The sequence below is a fragment of the Neisseria viridiae genome (assembly GCF_962747995.1).
GTDB classification, from domain to species: domain Bacteria; phylum Pseudomonadota; class Gammaproteobacteria; order Burkholderiales; family Neisseriaceae; genus Neisseria; species Neisseria viridiae.
The window spans coordinates 55,396-74,419 of record NZ_CAUJAJ010000003.1; the positions used below are offsets into that span (position 1 = coordinate 55,396).

Sequence of the window (19,024 nt, forward strand, 5' to 3'; positions counted from 1 at the left end):
TATGCACATCGGCGGCTATTTTATCGACAACCCCATCGCACTTGCGCCGATGGCGGGCATTACCGACAAACCCTTCCGCCGCCTCTGCCGAGATTTTGGCGCAGGTTGGGCGGTGTGCGAAATGCTGACCAGCGACCCGACGCTTAGAAATACCAAAAAGACCCTGTACCGCAGCGATTTTACCGATGAAGGCGGCATCGTTGCCGTGCAGATTGCCGGCAGCGATCCGCAGCAGATGGCGGATGCCGCGCGTTACAACGTCGGACTCGGGGCGCAGGTCATTGACATCAACATGGGCTGTCCCGCCAAGAAAGTGTGCAACGTCCAAGCCGGCAGCGCGCTGATGCAGGACGAGCCGCTGGTTGCCGCCATTTTGGAAGCCGTCGTCCGTGCGGCAGGCGTACCCGTTACCCTCAAAACCCGTTTGGGCTGGCACGACGACCACAAAAACCTGCCTGCCGTCGCCCGCATCGCCGAAGATTGCGGCATTGCCGCCCTTGCCGTCCACGGACGCACGCGCACGCAAATGTACAAAGGCGAGGCGCGTTACGAACTCATTGCCGAAACCAAATGCCGTCTGAACATCCCGGTCTGGGTCAATGGCGACATTACTTCGCCGCAAAAAGCCCAAGCCGTCCTCAAACAAACCGCCGCAGACGGCATCATGATAGGGCGCGGTGCGCAAGGCAGGCCGTGGTTCTTCCGTGATTTGAAACATTACGCCGAACACGGTGTTTTGCCGCCTGCTTTGAGTTTGGCAGAATGCACAGCTACTATTTTGAACCACATCCGAGCCATGCACGCGTTTTATGGCGACACCGCCGGTGTGCGCATCGCACGCAAACACATAGGCTGGTACATCGACGAAATGCCCGACGGTGAACAGACACGTCGTGAAATCAACTACTTGGACAGTGCGGCGGCGCAATACGACATGCTTGCAGGTTATCTTGAAAGGCTTGCCGAAAAAACCGACCGTTGGGCGTGCGGCTACCGCCCAAATGCCTTCTGAACACTTGATTATCCTTTGAAAGTGCAATCATGCCCCATACCCTTCCCGATATTTCTCAATGTATCAGACAAAATTTAGAACAATATTTCAAAGACCTGAACGGAACCGAACCTTGCGGCGTGTACGATATGGTATTGCATCAGGTGGAAAAGCCGCTGCTGGTGTGCGTGATGGAGCAATGCGGCGGTAATCAGTCCAAAGCCTCCGTCATGTTGGGGCTGAACCGTAATACCTTGCGTAAAAAACTGATTCAACACGGTTTGCTGTGAATATGTCGGCAACCGTCCGTATCTTGGGCATTGACCCGGGCAGCCGCGTAACGGGTTTCGGTGTCATCGATGTCAGGGGACGCGATCATTTTTACGTCGCCTCCGGCTGCATCAAAACGCCTGCCGATGCGCCTCTGGCAGACAGGATTGCCGTGATTGTGCGGCATATCGGCGAAGTCGTTACCGTTTACAAGCCTCAACAGGCGGCAGTGGAACAGGTTTTCGTCAACGTCAATCCTGCATCGACGCTGATGTTGGGGCAGGCTAGGGGGGCGGCATTGGCGGCTTTGGTCAGCCATGGTTTGCCCGTTTCGGAATACACCGCCTTGCAGGTCAAACAGGCGGTAGTCGGCAAGGGTAAGGCGGCAAAAGAACAGGTGCAGCATATGGTGGTGCAGATGCTCGGCTTATCGGGAACGCCTCAGTCGGATGCCGCCGACGGTTTGGCGGTGGCCTTGACCCATGCCTTGCGCAACCATGGGCTTGCGTCCAAACTCAGCCCCTCCGGGATGCAGGTCAAGCGCGGCAGATTCCAATAGTTTCAGACGGCATTTTCGTTATCTCCCTGAAAAGGAAATGTGTATCAAGATGAAGTTCATATTTTTTATTTTGTATGTCCTGCGGTTTTTGCCGTTTGCGCTGCTGCACAAACTTGCTGACCTGACGGGTTTGCTTGCCTACCGTCTGGTCAAACCCCGCCGAAGGGTTGGGGAAATCAATTTGGCAAAATGTTTTCCCGAATGGAGTGAGGAAAAGCGTAAAACCGTATTGAAGCAGCATTTCAAACACATGGCGAAGTTGATGCTGGAGTACGGTTTATACTGGTATGCGCCCGCAGGACGTTTGAAGTCGCTGGTGCGTTACCGCAACAAACATTATCTGGATGAGGCATTGTCGGCAGGGGAAAAAGTCATCATCCTGTATCCGCACTTTACCGCGTTCGAGATGGCGGTATATGCGCTTAATCAGGATGTTCCGCTGATCAGTATGTATTCCCATCAAAAAAATAAGATGTTGGATGAACAGATTTTGAAAGGCCGCAACCGCTATAACAATGTTTTCCTCATCGGGCGTACTGAAGGGCTGCGCGCCCTCGTCAAACAGTTCCGCAAAAGCAGCGCGCCGTTTCTGTATCTGCCCGATCAGGATTTCGGACGCAACGAGTCGGTTTTTGTGGATTTTTTCGGCATTCAGACGGCAACGATTACCGGCTTGAGCCGCATTGCCGCGCTTGCAAATGCAAAAGTGATACCCGCCATCCCCGTCAGGGAGGCGGACAATACGGTTACATTGCAATTCTACCCGGCTTGGGAATCCTTTCCGAGTGAAGATGCGCAGGCCGACGCGCAGCGCATGAACCGTTTTATCGAAGACAGGGTGCGCGAACATCCGGAACAATATTTTTGGCTGCACAAGCGTTTTAAAACCCGTCCGGAAGGCAGCCCCGATTTTTACTGACTACGTAAAATTACAAAACATATCAGGCGTTTCGAGTCGAAACTCCTGATTGTTTTTTTAAATGCGAAATGGCAGATTATATGAACAGATTTCATTTGATAATCGCTGCTATTTAAGTATCTCAAGAACAATATTTTTAAGACTTGGTCGGGAAATTTGAATCAGGTTTTGGAAGAAATACCGCAAACCCATGAATATATGCAGACAATCTAGTTAATATATTAAAATTAATTTTCTTTAAAAACATAGCGTTATAAATAAATATTTAATATATGCTTTTCATATTTCCTTTAATATTTAACATTTTATGCTTAAATTTAAATATAAATCAAAATTAAATTAATATTTATTAAAATATTTAAAATAAAAATTCATATATTTAATATTTTCAGCAATTTTATAAAATTAATGTTTTGACATTTATATTGTAAAAAATGCTTGGCAAAGCGTAGAAAATGGCGTACATTTCGCTACATGGAATTACACGACAGGCAGGAAATGCCGTCTGAAAGGATTTTCCAGTCAATCTTGCGATTGGTCGGGGTTTCATCGGAAACGGTGAAACGAAAGTTTGCCGGCGTAGAGTTGAGCTACGCGGGCAAAGCCGCAGGCGGAAGCCTGTATTGTTTGTGAAGCGTAAATCTCTGATTTGAGGTATTGGGGCAATCCTGTGGGGGGTTGCCTCTTTTTTTATCCGCCTTTTAATGACACAATAGGCGCAAGTCCGTTTTTGAATGCAAGGTACTGCCATGAATACGATTTTGGCTTTCGATATTGAAACCGTACCCGATGTGCAGGGTATCCGTACGCTGTATGACTTGCCGTCTTCCCTGCCGGACGACGAAGTGGTGCTGTTCGCGCAGCAGAAACGCCGCGCCCAAACGGGCGGCGATTTTATGCAGCATCATCTTCATCAGGTTGTGGCGATTTCGTGCTGCATGCGTTGGGGGCAGGATAAAGTCCATGTCGGTACAATCGGCGAGATGGATGACGGCGAGGAAGTGGTCATTGCCAAATTTTTCGAATTGATTGAAAAACATACGCCGCAACTGGTCAGTTGGAACGGCGGCGGTTTCGACCTGCCCGTACTGCATTACCGCTCCCTGATATACGGCATCAACGCCGCGCGCTATTGGGATATGGGCGACGGCGATTTCGGCGACAGCCGCGATTTCAAGTGGAACAACTATATCAGCCGTTATCACCAACGCCACTGCGATTTGATGGATTTGCTCGCGCTTTACCAGCCGAGGGCAAACGTGCCGCTGGACGATATGGCGAAACTGTGCGGTTTTCCGGGCAAGCTGGGTATGGACGGCAGCAAGGTGTGGGATGCGTTCCACGCGGGCAGGCTGAAGGAAATCCGCAATTATTGCGAAACCGATGCCGTGAATACGTATTTGATGTATCTGCGTTTCTGTCTGGTCAGCGGCAGATTCGACGCGGACGAATACGAAATGGAAATCAAGCGGATTAGAAACTATCTTTCCGCCCAAACAGAAGATAAACCGCATTGGGCAGAATTTGTCCAAGCGTGGAAATAGAAAAACTGCTGTCCGAAGGCGGTACGCTTGTGCCGCCGTTTCGGTTTCAGACGGCATATGGTGGATTAAATTCAAACCGGTACAGCCCGTACTATCTGTACTGTCTGTGGCTTCGTCGCCTTGTCCTGATTTTTGTTAATCCGCTTTAAAAGCTGTATCCGTGCCGTCTGAAGCCTTTTCCAGTCAAACCAAACAATATTGAAAGAAAAAAATGAGCAAAACCGTCCGTTATCTGAAAGATTACCAAACGCCTGCCTACCGCATTCTCGAAACCGACCTGCATTTTGATATTGCCGAACCGCAAACCGTCGTGAAGTCGCGTTTGACGGTTGAGCCGCAGAGGGTAGGGGAGCCGCTGGTGTTGGACGGTTCGGCGAAACTCTTGTCCGTCAAAATCAACGGGGCGGCGGCGGATTATGTGTTGGAAAGTGAGACGCTGACGATTGCAGGCGTGCCATCCGAACGCTTCACCGTCGAAGTGGAAACCGAAATCCTGCCGGCGGAAAACAAATCGCTGATGGGGCTGTATGCTTCCGGCGGCAATCTGTTTACCCAGTGCGAGCCGGAGGGCTTCCGCAAAATCACGTTTTACATCGACCGTCCTGATGTGATGTCCAAGTTCACAACCACCATTGTCGCAGATAAAAAACGCTATCCCGTTTTGCTTTCCAACGGCAACAAAATCGACGGCGGCGAGTTTTCAGACGGCCGCCATTGGGTGAAATGGGAAGACCCGTTTGCCAAACCGAGCTATCTGTTTGCTTTGGTCGCGGGCGATTTGGCGGTAACGGAAGACTATTTCACCACCATGAGCGGCAGAAACGTCAAAATCGAGTTTTACACCACCGAAGCGGACAAGCCCAAGGTCGGCTTTGCCGTGGAATCCTTGAAAAACGCGATGAAGTGGGACGAAACGCGCTTCGGCTTGGAATACGACTTGGATATTTTCATGGTCGTCGCCGTAGGCGATTTCAATATGGGTGCGATGGAAAACAAGGGTTTGAACATTTTTAATACCAAGTTCGTCCTTGCCGACAGCCGTACCGCCACCGATACCGATTTTGAAGGCATCGAATCCGTGGTCGGACACGAGTATTTCCACAACTGGACGGGCAACCGCGTGACCTGCCGCGACTGGTTCCAGCTTTCGTTGAAGGAAGGGCTGACCGTGTTCCGCGACCAAGAATTTTCCGGCGACCGCGCCAGCCGCGCCGTGCGCCGCATCGAAAACATCCGCCTTTTGCGCCAGCACCAGTTCCCCGAAGACGCAGGCCCGACGGCGCATCCGGTGCGCCCCGCCAGCTATGAGGAGATGAACAATTTCTACACCATGACCGTTTATGAAAAAGGCGCGGAAGTGGTGCGGATGTATCACACCCTGCTCGGCGAAGAGGGCTTCCAAAAAGGCATGAAGCTCTATTTCCAACGCCACGACGGCCAGGCCGTGACCTGCGACGATTTCCGCGCGGCGATGGCGGACGCGAACGGCATCAATCTCGACCAGTTCGCCTTGTGGTACAGTCAGGCAGGCACGCCCGTTTTGGAAGCGGAAGGCCGTCTGAAAAACAATATTTTCGAGTTGACCGTCAAACAAACCGTGCCGCCCACGCCCGATATGGCGGATAAACAGCCGATGATGATTCCCGTCAAAATCGGGCTGCTGAACCGCAACGGCGAAGCGGTGGCATTCGATTATCAGGGCAAACGCGCGACCGAAGCCGTATTGCTGCTGACCGAAGCCGAACAGACCTTCCTGCTCGAAGGTGTAACCGAAGCCGTCGTTCCCTCGCTGCTGCGCGGGTTCAGCGCGCCGGTGCACCTGAACTATCCGTACAGCGACGACGACCTGCTGCTCCTGCTCGCCCACGACAGCGACGCCTTCACGCGCTGGGAAGCCGCGCAAACGCTCTACCGCCGCGCCGTCGCCGCCAACCTTGCCGCGCTTTCAGACGGCATCGGGTTGCCGAAACATGAAAAACTGCTTGCCGCCGTCGAAAAAGTCATTTCAGACGACCTCTTGGACAACGCCTTCAAAGCCCTGCTTTTGGGCGTGCCGTCCGAAGCCGAATTATGGGACGGCACGGAAAACATCGACCCGCTGCGCTACCATCAGGCGCGCGAAGCCTTGTTGGATACGCTTGCCGTCCGCTTTCTGCTGAAATGGCACGAATTGAACCGTCAGGCGGCGAAGCAGGAAAACCAAAGCTACGAATACAGCCCCGAAACCGCCGGCTGGCGCACGCTGCGCAACGTCTGCCGCGCCTTTGTCCTGCGCGCCGACCCCGCACACATCGAAACCGTTGCCGAAAAATACGGCGAAATGGCGCAAAACATGACCCACGAATGGGGCATCCTGTCCGCCGTCAACGGCAACGAAAGCGATACGCGCAACCGCCTGCTGGCGCAGTTTGCCGACAAGTTTTCAGACGATGCGCTGGTGATGGACAAATATTTCGCCCTCGTCGGCTCAAGCCGCCGCAGCGACACTCTGCAACAGGTTCAAACCGCCTTGCAGCATCCGAAGTTCAGCCTCGAAAACCCCAACAAAGCCCGCTCGCTTATCGGCAGCTTCAGCCGCAACGTCCCGCATTTCCACGCAGAAAACGGCAGCGGCTACCGCTTCATCGCCGACAAAGTCATCGAAATCGACCGCTTCAATCCGCAGGTCGCCGCCCGTTTAGTGCAGGCGTTCAACCTCTGCAACAAGCTCGAGCCGCACCGTAAAAACTTGGTGAAACAAGAATTGCAGCGTATTCGGGCGCAGGAAGGCTTGTCGAAAGACGTGGGCGAAATCGTCGGCAAGATTTTGGATTGAGGCCGTCAAACAGAAAAAACGATGCCGTCTGAAAGCTCGTTCCGCTTTTCAGACGGCATTTTTGTATTTTGAAATATTGGGCAATTAATCCTTTTATAGAGAAGTCTGTTTCAATGTCTGAATCATGAGGGATTTGAACGACTGCTGCAAAGGCGTGGGGAGTTGCATGAAGATAAGTTCGATGGGCATATCTTCCATATTTGTTGCGGTATTGTTTTGCTGTCTTTCTAAATTTTCTGCCAATAGAAAAATAGACGAAACGGGGCAGTCCAAGGCTTCTGACAGATATTTTAGGATAGATTCGCTATATCCTTGGTTGCCGTTTTCAAGATTGGAAATATTGCTTTTTGAGGTGTTGGCAAAATCAGCAAGCTGCTGCTGAGTCCATCCCTTTTGTTTCCTTAAGAATCTGATTGCGTGACTAATGTTCATGAAATGAATCTTAGAGACAGGCAGACTCTTTTTAAATTGTATTAATGTATTTATTGACTAAAAAATATTTTAATGCAATACTTAATACAGTTTTACTGTACTTTATTTTTAAACCTCACTTATTTTGGGATAGGAAATGAAAATCAGAAATGGTATTTTTGCCGGAGTTCTCCCGGCAATGTTATTGACGGGTTGTATGGGTGGTTTGCCTTCATGTGGTTCCAGCGAGGCAGAAGGTTTGGTGAAGAAGATTGTTAACCAGAAATCGTTCTTTATCGGTCAGTTTGTTTCATTGGATGATGTAGAGGAGACTGCAGCTAATAATGAAGCAGGAATCAGGGTGTGTTCTGCTACGCTGACCACGACGAGAATCAGTAAGGACATTACTTATTCCATCAGGTGGCAGAACAAAGAAAACAAAGAATATATCGTGGAAGTAAATAACTAAAGGAATTTAAAACGATGAAAGGTCAAATTTTAGATTTCTCGATTCAAGCTGGCGGTTTGATTAGCAGTGAGGACGGTAAACGCTATCCATTTAAAAACGAAGAATGGAAAGAACAGGGCGTACCAACACGAGGGATGAAAGTCGATTTTGATGTTGATGAAGATGGGCAGGCGGTAGCTGTTTATAAAGCTTTGGGCGCAAGTTCGACCGGAGGGGTTGCAACTGTTTTGCAAAATGCCTCCCAAACCCGCAATGAAAATGGACAGCTTTCTCTCTTTGCTTTGTTCTTGGAAACATTGACCAAACGGTATGCCCAATTTTCAGGTCGTGCTTCTAAAAGAGAATTTTGGGGATTTGCGCTGTTTAGTGCAGTTGCAGAGGTAGCTATTTTATTTGTCGCTGTGATAATGTTTGAAATCAATGAAAGCCTTGGTAGTATTTTCAGTCTTTTATATTGGCTTTTTGTTATTGCTTTAGTTATCCCGCACCTATCAGTCGGTGTACGCCGACTCCATGATATCGGTAAATCAGGATGGTGGTTCTTGATTGTACTTGTTCCGCTTATTGGTCCGATTTGGTTGATTGTTTTGTGTTGTCAAGCTTCTGTAAACGAAGATAACCAATGGGGTGGACTGCCTGAGAACTAAATCTTTCATCAAAATGCCGTCTGAAGCGTTATCCGGCTTTCAGACGGCATTTTTGCCTCTTTCGTTTACAAACCCTTAAAATCCCTTTACACTCAAACCCATTCAAAACCAAACAAATATTTTGTCGCAAACACAGCGTCCCCATTATTACCGCCGCCTGAAACACACCAATCGGTATGACCACCGCAAAGGAGGATAAACCGTGAAACCGCCGCGAAGACTAACAAACCTACTTGCCGCCTGCGCCGTAGCGGCGGCCGCACTCATACAGCCCGCCCTCGCCGCAGAATTGGCGCAAGACCCGTTCATCAGGCAGAATATCGATCGGACAAATTTCGAACCCGGAGGCAAATACCACCTCTTCGGCGACCCGCGCAACATCGCCCCCTTGCCCGCCGAGGGCAAATTCGCCGCCATCGGCGGCTTGGGCAGCGTGGCAGGCTTTGAAAAGAATACGCGCGAAGCCGTTGACCGGTGGATACAGGAAAACCCCAATGCCGCCGAAACCGTCGAAGCCGTCTTCAACGTTGCCGCCGCCAAAGTCGCGAAGCTGGCAAAGGCGGCAAAACCGGGGAAGGCCGCGGTTAGCGGGGATTTTGCTGTTGCTTCTTATTCAAAGCACATCTCTGAAGAAACTTCAGCACTGAGACGTATTGCAAATAATCAAAAAAATACGATAAATTTGGATAATAAGGTTTCAAATAGTATCGTTAAAAATCAATCAGATAAGAGGGTAAATAGCATCTTAAGAGATGCTGAAAAGGGAAGGGAAACTAAAGGCAGGACTAAGCAATATGAGAAATCCGGTGATTTTGATAAGGCAGTTTCTGATTTTAATGCTTTAAAAGCAAAAAATATTCAAAACCGGGGAGATAAAAAATTAATCGGTGAGTTAGCCGATGGTAGGAAAGTAAATGTGAGAATGGACAGTACGGATGGTAGACCTACTTTAGAAATCCAGCAGGGCAATAAGAAAACAAAAATCAGATATGGAAAACGATGATGAAGATTAAACCATTACAATTTTCTAACAATAATCACAGATTTTATGTGGACAAAATTTGTGTTACCGAACAAGATGTGAACATTTTGGCATCCGACCGAAATTATGAATTAAATATTGAAATATTTATCGACAATATAATTCATTTTCAAATAACGGATGAATCTTATAAAGTAAAATTTTCAGAATATTTATTCGAAAATAAAACAGAAAATAATTCGGATGGGAATCCTACTGCAAATTATTTTTTCGAGATAATAGACGACGGTTATATGGACTGGTTGAAAGAAGAAAGTTTTGATTTTTTTGAAAAGAAATATTATAAGGCTTATATTTTCTTTTTTAGCGATTCTGTAATAGAAGTTATCAGCTCGACAGAACCTGTATTTTATTCAAAATAACAAATTATCAAACAAAGCTCTGATTAAAAACCCAATAATCAAAATGCCGTCTGAAGCGGTATTCGGCGTTCAGACGGCATTTTGATGAATGAAACAGGATATTGGGAACTAAGTTCTTCAAAAATCCTGCCTCCGTCCCTTATACGTCGGTGCTTTAGTCAAAACGGCAGACGGCTACAAAACCATCGCCCGTATCCGAGTCGGCGACCGCGTCCTTTCCAAGGACGAGGCAAGCGGAAAAACGGGATACAAACCCGTTACCGCCTGATACGGCAATCCGTATCGGGAAACCGTTTACATTAAAGTTTCAGGCGGCATCGGTAAAATACAGACCCTCGTTTCCAATAAAATCCACCCGTTTTACAGTCAAGGAAAATGGATACAGGCAGGTCGTCTGAAAAAAGGCGACACCCTGCTTTCCGAAAGCGGTGCAAAACAGACGGTTCAAAACATTACCCTCAAACAGCAGCCGCTCAAAGCCTACAATCTGACCGTTGACGACTGGCATACTTACTTCGTCAAGGGTGATAAGGCGGAAACGGAAGGGGTTTGGGTTCATAATGATTGTCCGTATGAAAAATCTTCAAGAAAAATTAATGCTGTTATCAATGAAACCAATACTCAAAGAGGTAATATAACAAGTAAGCATACTTTATCTTCTGATGAAGCCTTAGATGCTGGAATTAAATACTTAGGCTCCGAATATAAAGAAATTGGTAAATCAGGTAGCGGCGTTTATCGGAACAAAGCGGGCACAAGGCAATTTAGGATTGATAACAACTCTTTAGAGGGAAATCATGCACCAAATATACCGCATATCCATTTGGAAAGGATAGACCCGAATAAAAAAAACCACTAACAAATGACCATATTCCCATTAAAGATTAGGGGATGTCTATGGAAATAAAATTCAATACTTTGGGGGTTATCCTGAATGGGGTCAATCCTGAAGAAAAATTCATAAAAATTATTGACGATTGGGAAAATACCGGGGGATTTCTGATACTGTTATCTTCAAATGACAAATTCTCATCATTTGACAGTTACGATGACTGGGTCGAAAACTTAGAAATATTAAAAGAATACCTGCAAGAATCTCATTGGATAATAAAGTGGGTCGGATAGTCGGCAAACGTAGTCCGTCTGAAACGCTTTTACTTTTCAGACGGACTTTCTATCAATGGGAACAAGGCGTTTTGTCTCAATCCGGTCTATGATTATTCGATACGATGATGGGAAGCTAAGAAAAATATGATTAATCATATTGAAAAATATATAGGCACTATTTCTCATGGCTCGAAAAGCGATTCGGGAAGTCAGTACAAATTAAATATCGCAGCTATTCCCTCTTCCCCTGACAGGGCTTTGAAAACTTATATTACTTTAGGGTTAAGCAAACATGATCTGAATTATAAAAGCAGATTTGAAATACTTTTCGTATGTTCTTTAAAATATGATGAAAATCAGATTTTCCCATTTTTAAGATGGTTGGCAGAAACCATCATTGAGAACAAAAAAATCCTTCTTCGGGGACAGGTTGTTTATTTGCCCAGAAGCATTGTTGATTCAACAAAAATGGACGCACTGTACGTTTCCGCCCCATTTTATTTCGACGATGATTTCCAAGTCTGTTATGGCGAACACTACAATATCGTTTTCCCTTTGCTTGTTCCCTTGTATAAACAGGAAGCAGAATTGGTAGAAAAGAAAGGTTGGAATGCTTTTGAGCAGTTCTTGTTGGATAATGAAGTTGACAACCTTTCGGATATGAATCGGAAACCGTTTGTTTGGTAAATACCTTCTTCAGACGACCTTTGAAAACAGGCTAAAAAGCATGGACTATAACCAAACTGTTTTATCTCACTTGCAAAAATTTTGGAAACATCATGATATTAAAGGATTTACTTGGACTTTAGGAAGGATTGTTGAAGAACTTCCCGATTTCCAAGTTTTCCAAGTGATTCCTAATCATGCAGATGAGCCCTGGGTTTATGTCAGCTCTGGGATGGGCTCATTTTTAGGACGGGAGTTTTTTATCGTCAGCCCGTTTGAAACGCCTGAACATATTGAGACCTTGGCAATGCTGGCATCGGCAAGTATGCATTATCCCGATCGATTTCAATTAGGAAAAACGGTCAATATCGGCAGAGCGTGGGTTGAGCAATCATCCTTTCGGCATTTTCTGATTTCTCTGCCTTATCCTTATGGGCAAGAGTTGGAATATATGGAGAATGTCCGATTTTTCTGGTTATTGCCGATTACTCATCAAGAGAGACTTTTTGTAGAGACTCATTCGGTAGAAGAATTGGAAACAAGATTTGATGAGCTAGGTATTGATTATTTAGATATAAATCGTGCAAGCACCGTCTGACAGGTCGGATGAAAATTCGGCAATCCGATGCCGTCTGAAACAAGTTTGGGCTTTTCAGACGGCATTCTGATGAATGGAACAGGATACTGGGAGCTGAGTTCTTCAAAAATCCTATCTCCGTCCCTTATACGTCGGTGCTTTAGTCAAAACGGCAGACGGCTGAAAAATTATTGCCCGTATCCTTGCCAAAGACGAAGCAAGATGAAACCGTGGCAATTGAATCGGTATAAGCGCAATGTCCGACTTGTTCTGTAAAACAAGGAGGGAGATTAAGCCAATATTCAAAAGAACAGAAAAGGAAACTGAGTAATGGGAATAAAAAATGAACAAATAATAATTTGTAAAAAATATAATACAGAAATATATCCTGTTTCCGATGTTTCAAAAATCGGTGTTGCTGAAAATGTCAAACAGACAGACCTGTATCCGATTAACGGGTTAAGGCACCGTTCCAAAGGCGATACGAACGGTTGGTATATCTGGGCCGGTGAAAACTTCTCCCATGATAAAAATTTTTTCCTGCCCTTGCATACTTTCCATTTGCAAATATGGCGACCCGAAATCATCCCCTTTTTGACACTTCCGCCCGGTTACCGTTTTTTAATTGGGGAAAACGGTTATGAAGACGTATGGTTTGATGAGTTGCTATTAAATGATAATTGACGAAAAATCTACTTCAGATGTACTGAAACAATATCAAGAACTAGGGTTTGATTTGACAAAACCTATGATAATAGAGTTTTTTATAGGAGGTTCTCAAAAGAATCTGCAATCAATAGAAAGCCGGCTCATTTCTTATCGGCAAGATTTTCAAATCAGTATTGAGCAAAATGAATTCGGAGAAATGTGGACTTGCTATTGTTTCGTCAATATCGTCCCTTCTCTTGAAAATATTTTAGCTATTGAAACTACGTTATTTGATATTGCACAAAAGAATGATTGTAATTACGAAGGTTTTAGTTTGTATGGGAACTAACGGAAAATGTCGGTCAGGCTAAAAAACCGGTAATCAAAATGCCGTCTGAAACGATATTCGTCTTTCAGACGGCATTTTTGTATTTAAAGCCGGGTAACGCTCAATACGCCTTTGACGTCGCCGAGGCTGGTGAGGACGCGCGGGAGGTCGTTGACTTGTTTGACTTCGAGCGTGAACCTCATGCTGGCTTCCAAGTCGCGGGACTGGGTTTGCACGGCGGTAACGTTGAGTTTGTGGCGGGCGAGTGCGTCGGATACGTCGCGTAAAAGCCCTGAGCGGTCTTGGGCGCGGATTTCGATATCGACGGCAAACACTTGCCCTTCCTGCAACGCCGCCCAGCTTGCGTCCAGCACTTTTTCGGGCGCGTGTTCGGCGAGGTGTTGGAAAGAGGGGCAGGTTTTACGGTGGACGGAAATGCCGCGCTCGCGGGTAACGAAGCCGACAATGTCGTCGGGCGGCGCGGGTTTGCAGCATTTGGCCAGCGTGGTCATCAGGCCGTCTTCGCCGTCGATGAGCACGCCGGTTTTGCCGCCTTTTTTGATTTTCGACTGTTTGACGATGGTGGTTTCGCTGACGGGCACGGGCGGCGGTTCGTTCAGCGTACCGCAGGCTTTCTGGATGGCGCGGTTGGAAATTTCGCCCTGTCCGACGGCGGTGTAGAGGTCGTCGAGTTTTTTGTAGCCGAGGTTTTCGGCAAGCTCTTGCAGGTTGGGTTTGGGCGTGAGTTTGGCAAGCTGCTTGTCGAGTTGGACGCGGCCTTCTTCGCGCACGGTGTCGGCGTTTTGCTGACGGATGTAGGCACGGATTTTGCTGATTGCCTTGCTGGATTTGACCCAGCCTTCGTAGAGCCAGTTGACGGAAGGATGCCCTTCTTTGGCGGTAATGATTTCGACGCGCTGTCCGTTTTCGAGCGGGGTGGACAGCGGCACGATTTGCCCTTCGACTTTCGCGCCGCGGCAACGGTCGCCGATGCTGCTGTGCAGGGAGTAGGCGAAGTCGATGGGGGTCGCGCCCGTGGGCAGGGAGAGGACTTTGCCGTGCGGGGTCAGGACATAAATCGTGTCGTTGAAAAGCTCGGTTTTGAAAGCGGCGGCGAGGTCTTCCTTGCCGCTCTCCGCCATATTTTCGCGCCAATCCAAGAGTTGGCGCAACCAGGCGATTTTTTGTTCGTAGGCTGAATCGCCTTTGCCGCCCTCTTTGTAACGCCAGTGGGCGGCGACACCGAATTCGTTGAATTGGTGCATATCGAAGGTGCGGATTTGCACTTCCACGCCTTTGTCTTCGGGGCCGACGATGACGGTGTGCAAACTTTTATAGCCGTTGCCTTTGGGATTGGCGATGTAGTCGTCGAACTCTCCCGGAATCGGCTGCCAGAGGCTGTGGACGATGCCCAGCGTGGTGTAACACTCGGGGACGGTATCAACCAGAATCCGCACGGCGCGGATGTCGAACAACCCGTCGAAGCTGAGTTTTTTCTTCACCATTTTTTTGTAAATGGAGTAGATGTGTTTCGGGCGGCCGGCGACTTCGAAGTGGATATTGTATTTTTTCAGTTCCGTACGCAGGATATTGAGGAAGTTTTCAATATATTCGAGACGTTCGGTGCGTTTTTCGTCCAAAAGCAGCGCGATTTCGCGGTATTTTTCGGGTTCTTGATGGCGGAAGCCGAGGTCTTCGAGCTGCCATTTGAGTTGCCACACGCCCAAGCGGTTGGCGAGCGGGGCGAAAATGTCGAGGGTTTCCTTGGCAACGGCGCGTTTTTCGGGGCTGTCGGGGGCATTGCTTAAAAATTGTAGGGTACGCGTACGCATCGCCAGTTTGATTAACACGACGCGGATGTCGGTAACCATCGCCAGCAGCATTTTCCGCATAGTTTCGGCCTGCAGGGCGCGTTCTTCGGGCGTGGCGAGGCTGTCCACGCGGGCGAAGTGGGTGAGCTTTTGTACTTCGTCCACACCTTTGACCAACTCGGCGACGGTGCTGTTGCAGCGTTCGGAAATCAATAGGTTCCAATCGGGGACGTAGCGTCCGATGTCGGCAAGCAGGGTGGCGGCGACGGCATCGGGCAGCAGGTCGAGTTCGTCGACCATCTGCGCCGCACCGAGGAAGTGGTCGGGCAACGGCTCGCCATACGGCGTGGCGGCATCGGCGGGGTAATGTGCTTCCGCCAGCGAACGGGCGGCTAAGACCAGTTTTTTATCGTTGTCCGGCAGCGCGGCGCAGTAGCTGTCGAACCATTCGCGCAATTCTTGCGGGGTCGCGCTTTGCGTGTCTTGAATCGGGCTGATGGCGGTCATGATGGGGTCTTCCGTTCCGATAAAAACGAGTTTATTGTAACAGCTTATTTATTTGCGGTGCATAGGCGGGAAGATAAACTTGTTTCGGGCGGCGCAGGGTGTTAAGGTAGCCGATACCGACAGGTTGACGAGGAATATTTTGATGAAACTGTATATTTACGACCATTGCCCGTTTTGCGTGCGTGCGCGGATGGCTGCCGGGCTGTTTGGCGCGGACGTTGAGGAAGCCGTGCTGGCAAACGACGACGAGGCAACGCCGATCGGCATGATTGGCGCGAAACAAGTGCCCATCCTGCAAAAAGAAGACGGTTCGTTTATGGGAGAGAGTTTGGACATTGTGCGGCATTTCGACCGCGAAGGCCGTCTGAAAGACGAAGTCCGCCCCGAGATACAGGCGTGGCTGGACAAGGTGGGTGGATACAACAACAAACTGGTTCAGCCGCGCGTGATCAAAATCGGGCTGCCTGAATTTGCAACGCCGGAAGCGGTGAAATATTTTACAGATAAAAAAGAGAAAAGCATCGGCAGCTTTTCTGCCAATTTGAATAAAACCGCCCAATACCTCAAACGGATAAACGCAGATTTGCAAGAGTTGGAGAATTTGATGGACGGTACTTCAGACGGCATCAACGGCGGAATCGGCATGGAGGATATTTTGGTTTTCCCCGTTTTGAGGAATCTGACCGTGGTGCGCGGCATCGCGTTCCCTCGGAAGACGATGGATTATTTAATCGGTATGAGTGAAAAATCAGGCGTGCCGCTTTATTTTGACAGGGCATTGTAAAACAGGAAAACGCGGCAGGCAGGGAAGCCTTGCTGCGTTTTCCTGTACTTGGCAAATACGGCATACTGCCCAAAAACCGCCAATTCAAATAAACCATCCGATGAGGGATTGAACCAGTATCATAACCAGCTGTACGACAGGGGTGACAAACATACCCAACCCCCCGGTCAGCAGAAGCAGCAGGATAATCCACGTCCCATAGGGTTCGATTTTGCGGAATAAGACAGAATATTTCGCCGGCAGGAAGGTGTCGATGAAAATGCCGCCGTCACCAGGCAGGATGGGAATGATGTTGATCGCAAACAGAATGGCGTTAATCAGGATGCCGTAATTTGCCATTTTTGCCAGCGGCATCTGATACGCCCCGCCGACATACGGAGTCAGCACCAAAACCACGCCCCACAGAACCGCCATCGCCAGATTTGCCAGCGGACCGGATGCGGCAACATAACGCCAGGCAAGGCGAGGGTTGCGGAAGTTGCGCGAATCGATAGGGATAGGACGTGCCCAACCAACTAGAAACGGTGTGAACATCAACGTAATCAGCGGAAAGATTACCGTGCCGACCAAATCGATATGGGGTAGGGGGTTCAGTGTCAGCCTGCCGTATTGTTCGGCAGTGTTGTCTCCCCAGTAGCGCGCCGTATAGCCGCGTACCACCTCCCTGACGGTAATGGCGAGCAGCACGGGCAGGACGGCAAGCAAGAATACGCCCAAGTCAAAATTCCGAAACATGATTTTCCTTTAAAACAGGTGGTACGCAGCCGTAACCGGCTGCCGGATGAAAGCGGCAATATATCATTTAACCCGATTTTGTTGGAATGGGAAAACAGGCAGATCTGCTCCGTTTGTCTGCCGGTATCTGATAATTTGTCATAACATATTGTTTTAATATGGATTCTAATAATATGAAAACAGTATTCAGATAAAGGTAAATAATAAAAATAGGTTGCAAATAGGAATTGTTGCTATTATTATGCCCGAATTATGGATAAAGAACGAATTTTAACCCCCGCAGTCGTGTTTTCCGTCGCACTGCTGCATTTGGCAATGGTGGCATTGCTCTGGCAGGCGCACAAGCTGCCCGTGATAGAGTCAGGCAATGTTATTGAATTTGTCGATTTGGGCGACTTTGGCGGAGGGGACGGCGCACCCGAAGGCTCAGGCGCGCCTGCCGCGCCCGAACCGCAACCCGAGCCCGAGCCGCCCAAACCTGTCGAGCCGCCCAAGCCGGTTTTGAAGCCGGTGGTTACAAAAAAGGCGGATGCAGATATTCAGCAGCCCAAGGAAAAGCCGAAACCCGAAGAAAAACCGAAGCCCGAACCCAAACCGGAAGCGAAGCCTGCCCCGAAACCGGCGGAAAAACCGGCAGAAAAGCCGTCTGAAAAACCTGCCGAACATTCCGGCAATGCTTCTGCCAAAGCCGGCAGCGAGCAGGGCAATGGGGAAGGTAAGGGAACCGGTACCAAAGGCGACGGAACGGGGCGCGGAGAAGGCGGCGGTAAAGGAAGCGGCGGAGCCAAAGGCGAACACGGGGAAGGAAGTGGCGGCAGCGGCGGCGGAACCGGTGCCGGCAGCAGCAAAGGCAACCCTTTACGCGCCAACGGCAGCATCCCGCGCCCGGCCTATCCCGCGCTTTCTATGGAAAATGACGAGCAGGGTACGGTTGTTTTGAGCGTTTTGGTTTCTCCGGGCGGTCATGTCGAGTCCGTCAAAGTGGTGAAAAGCAGCGGTTTTTCCCGTTTGGACAATGCGGCACGCAAGGCGGCGCAAAACGGGCATTTTCAAGCCAATGCTTGGACGGAGTTTAAAGTCCCCGTCAAGTTTGAATTGAATTAGGCGGTTGCCGCAGCGGTTTGCGGCAGCTTGGATGTTTGATTGGTTTTTTCAGTGTTGGAATCATTATGAATTTGAAATTAGTGTTTGAATCGGGCGATCCCGTCCTGATCGGTGTGTTTGTGTTGATGCTGCTGATGAGTATCGTAACGTGGTGTCTGGTTGTCTTGCGCTGCATCAAGCTGTATCGGGCGCGCAAAGGGAATGCCGCCGTCAAACGGCATATGCGCGATACTTTGTCGCTGAACGACGCGGTCGAAAAAGTGCGCGCCGTCGATGCGCCTTTGTCCAAGCTGGCGCAAGAGGCGTTGCAGTCTTACCGCAACTACCGCCGGAGCGAAGCGTCCGAACTGGCGCAGGCTTTGCCGTTGAACGAGTATTTGGTCATTCAAATCCGCAACAGTATGGCGCAGATTATGCGCCGGTTTGATTACGGGATGACCGCGCTTGCCTCCATCGGCGCGACCGCGCCGTTTATCGGGCTGTTCGGCACGGTTTGGGGGATTTACCACGCCCTGATCAATATCGGGCAAAGCGGACAGATGAGCATTGCGGCGGTTGCCGGCCCGATTGGCGAGGCATTGGTGGCGACGGCGGCTGGCCTGTTCGTGGCGATTCCGGCGGTGTTGGCATACAACTTCCTCAATCGCGGCACGAAAATACTGGCTCAGGATTTGGATGCGATGGCGCACGATTTGCACGTCCGCCTGCTTAATCAAAAGGATAGCTGA

20 protein-coding genes and 2 pseudogenes are annotated in these 19,024 nt (G+C 49.0%); 19 read left to right on the plus strand and 3 right to left on the minus strand.

Features of this window, described 5'->3' with window-relative positions; translation table 11 throughout:
- Position 1: 1 nt before the first annotated feature.
- The 6 genes from dusB to pepN all read left to right on the plus strand — a co-directional run bounded on the left by dusB (position 2) and on the right by pepN (position 7,098).
- Entirely contained in the window at positions 2–1,012 is a 1,011-nt protein-coding gene (gene dusB / locus Q9J79_RS03080) for a tRNA dihydrouridine synthase DusB (RefSeq protein WP_301912345.1), read from the plus strand.
- 29 nt (positions 1,013–1,041) lie between these two features.
- The gene (locus Q9J79_RS03085) at positions 1,042–1,281 is read left to right on the plus strand and encodes a Fis family transcriptional regulator (protein WP_002213092.1); all 240 of its coding nucleotides are present in this window, start codon (positions 1,042–1,044) and stop codon (positions 1,279–1,281) included.
- Positions 1,282–1,283: 2 nt separating this feature from the next.
- Positions 1,284–1,820, plus strand: a complete 537-nt coding sequence (ruvC, locus tag Q9J79_RS03090; protein WP_301912305.1) for a crossover junction endodeoxyribonuclease RuvC — start codon at positions 1,284–1,286, stop codon at positions 1,818–1,820.
- 49 nt (positions 1,821–1,869) lie between these two features.
- The gene (locus Q9J79_RS03095; protein ID WP_301912304.1) at positions 1,870–2,739 is read left to right on the plus strand and encodes a lipid A biosynthesis lauroyl acyltransferase; all 870 of its coding nucleotides are present in this window, start codon (positions 1,870–1,872) and stop codon (positions 2,737–2,739) included.
- Between the two features lie 749 nt (positions 2,740–3,488).
- Entirely contained in the window at positions 3,489–4,283 is a 795-nt protein-coding gene (locus tag Q9J79_RS03100) for a 3'-5' exonuclease (protein WP_301912303.1), read from the plus strand.
- Between the two features lie 211 nt (positions 4,284–4,494).
- On the plus strand, positions 4,495–7,098 hold the full coding sequence (pepN, locus tag Q9J79_RS03105) for an aminopeptidase N (RefSeq protein WP_301912302.1): 2,604 nt from the start codon (positions 4,495–4,497) through the stop codon (positions 7,096–7,098).
- Positions 7,099–7,191: 93 nt separating this feature from the next.
- Here pepN and Q9J79_RS03110 read toward each other — a convergent pair whose 3' ends face one another.
- The gene (locus Q9J79_RS03110) at positions 7,192–7,530 is read right to left on the minus strand and encodes a helix-turn-helix domain-containing protein (protein ID WP_301912301.1); all 339 of its coding nucleotides are present in this window, start codon (positions 7,528–7,530) and stop codon (positions 7,192–7,194) included.
- 136 nt (positions 7,531–7,666) lie between these two features.
- Here Q9J79_RS03110 and Q9J79_RS03115 point away from each other — a divergent pair, with 136 nt between their 5' ends.
- The 10 genes and pseudogenes from Q9J79_RS03115 (at position 7,667) to Q9J79_RS03160 (ending at position 13,376) form a co-directional block, all read left to right on the plus strand.
- On the plus strand, positions 7,667–7,978 hold the full coding sequence (locus tag Q9J79_RS03115) for a hypothetical protein (protein WP_301912300.1): 312 nt from the start codon (positions 7,667–7,669) through the stop codon (positions 7,976–7,978).
- 14 nt (positions 7,979–7,992) lie between these two features.
- Positions 7,993–8,625 (plus strand): DUF805 domain-containing protein, encoded by a 633-nt coding sequence (locus tag Q9J79_RS03120; protein ID WP_301912299.1) that lies wholly within the window; start codon positions 7,993–7,995, stop codon positions 8,623–8,625.
- A gap of 202 nt (positions 8,626–8,827) precedes the next feature.
- Positions 8,828–9,226, plus strand: a pseudogene (locus Q9J79_RS03125) (MafB family polymorphic toxin); the annotation flags it as partial.
- A 401-nt stretch (positions 9,227–9,627) separates the two neighbouring features.
- Positions 9,628–10,029, plus strand: coding sequence for a hypothetical protein (locus Q9J79_RS03130; protein ID WP_107819530.1), 402 nt, complete (start codon positions 9,628–9,630; stop codon positions 10,027–10,029).
- A gap of 184 nt (positions 10,030–10,213) precedes the next feature.
- Positions 10,214–10,888: pseudogene (locus Q9J79_RS03135) on the plus strand (HINT domain-containing protein).
- A gap of 38 nt (positions 10,889–10,926) precedes the next feature.
- Complete coding sequence (locus Q9J79_RS03140; protein ID WP_196428871.1) at positions 10,927–11,154, plus strand: hypothetical protein; 228 nt, start codon at positions 10,927–10,929, stop codon at positions 11,152–11,154.
- A gap of 126 nt (positions 11,155–11,280) precedes the next feature.
- Positions 11,281–11,823 (plus strand): suppressor of fused domain protein, encoded by a 543-nt coding sequence (locus Q9J79_RS03145; protein ID WP_301912298.1) that lies wholly within the window; start codon positions 11,281–11,283, stop codon positions 11,821–11,823.
- Between the two features lie 40 nt (positions 11,824–11,863).
- The gene (locus Q9J79_RS03150; RefSeq protein ID WP_301912296.1) at positions 11,864–12,400 is read left to right on the plus strand and encodes a suppressor of fused domain protein; all 537 of its coding nucleotides are present in this window, start codon (positions 11,864–11,866) and stop codon (positions 12,398–12,400) included.
- A gap of 309 nt (positions 12,401–12,709) precedes the next feature.
- Positions 12,710–13,063: an immunity protein Imm33 domain-containing protein gene (locus Q9J79_RS03155; protein WP_301912295.1), complete on the plus strand. Its 354-nt coding sequence runs from the start codon at positions 12,710–12,712 to the stop codon at positions 13,061–13,063.
- On the plus strand, positions 13,053–13,376 hold the full coding sequence (locus Q9J79_RS03160; RefSeq protein ID WP_301912293.1) for a ribonuclease E inhibitor RraB: 324 nt from the start codon (positions 13,053–13,055) through the stop codon (positions 13,374–13,376). Before Q9J79_RS03155 ends, Q9J79_RS03160 begins: the two co-directional genes overlap by 11 nt.
- Before the next feature lie 83 nt (positions 13,377–13,459).
- Here Q9J79_RS03160 and Q9J79_RS03165 read toward each other — a convergent pair whose 3' ends face one another.
- A complete protein-coding gene (locus tag Q9J79_RS03165) occupies positions 13,460–15,673 on the minus strand; it encodes a RelA/SpoT family protein (protein WP_301912292.1) in 2,214 nt (737 codons plus the stop codon).
- A gap of 142 nt (positions 15,674–15,815) precedes the next feature.
- Here Q9J79_RS03165 and Q9J79_RS03170 point away from each other — a divergent pair, with 142 nt between their 5' ends.
- A complete protein-coding gene (locus Q9J79_RS03170; protein WP_301912290.1) occupies positions 15,816–16,457 on the plus strand; it encodes a GrxB family glutaredoxin in 642 nt (213 codons plus the stop codon).
- Between the two features lie 84 nt (positions 16,458–16,541).
- Here Q9J79_RS03170 and Q9J79_RS03175 read toward each other — a convergent pair whose 3' ends face one another.
- Positions 16,542–17,192 (minus strand): site-2 protease family protein, encoded by a 651-nt coding sequence (locus Q9J79_RS03175; protein ID WP_301912289.1) that lies wholly within the window; start codon positions 17,190–17,192, stop codon positions 16,542–16,544.
- Positions 17,193–17,444: 252 nt separating this feature from the next.
- On the opposite strand from Q9J79_RS03175, the gene Q9J79_RS03180 reads away from it, so the two are divergent.
- Together Q9J79_RS03180 and exbB are read left to right on the plus strand one after the other, a co-directional pair.
- On the plus strand, positions 17,445–18,296 hold the full coding sequence (locus Q9J79_RS03180; RefSeq protein WP_301912288.1) for an energy transducer TonB: 852 nt from the start codon (positions 17,445–17,447) through the stop codon (positions 18,294–18,296).
- Between the two features lie 65 nt (positions 18,297–18,361).
- Complete coding sequence (exbB, locus tag Q9J79_RS03185) at positions 18,362–19,024, plus strand: TonB-system energizer ExbB (protein ID WP_118811836.1); 663 nt, start codon at positions 18,362–18,364, stop codon at positions 19,022–19,024.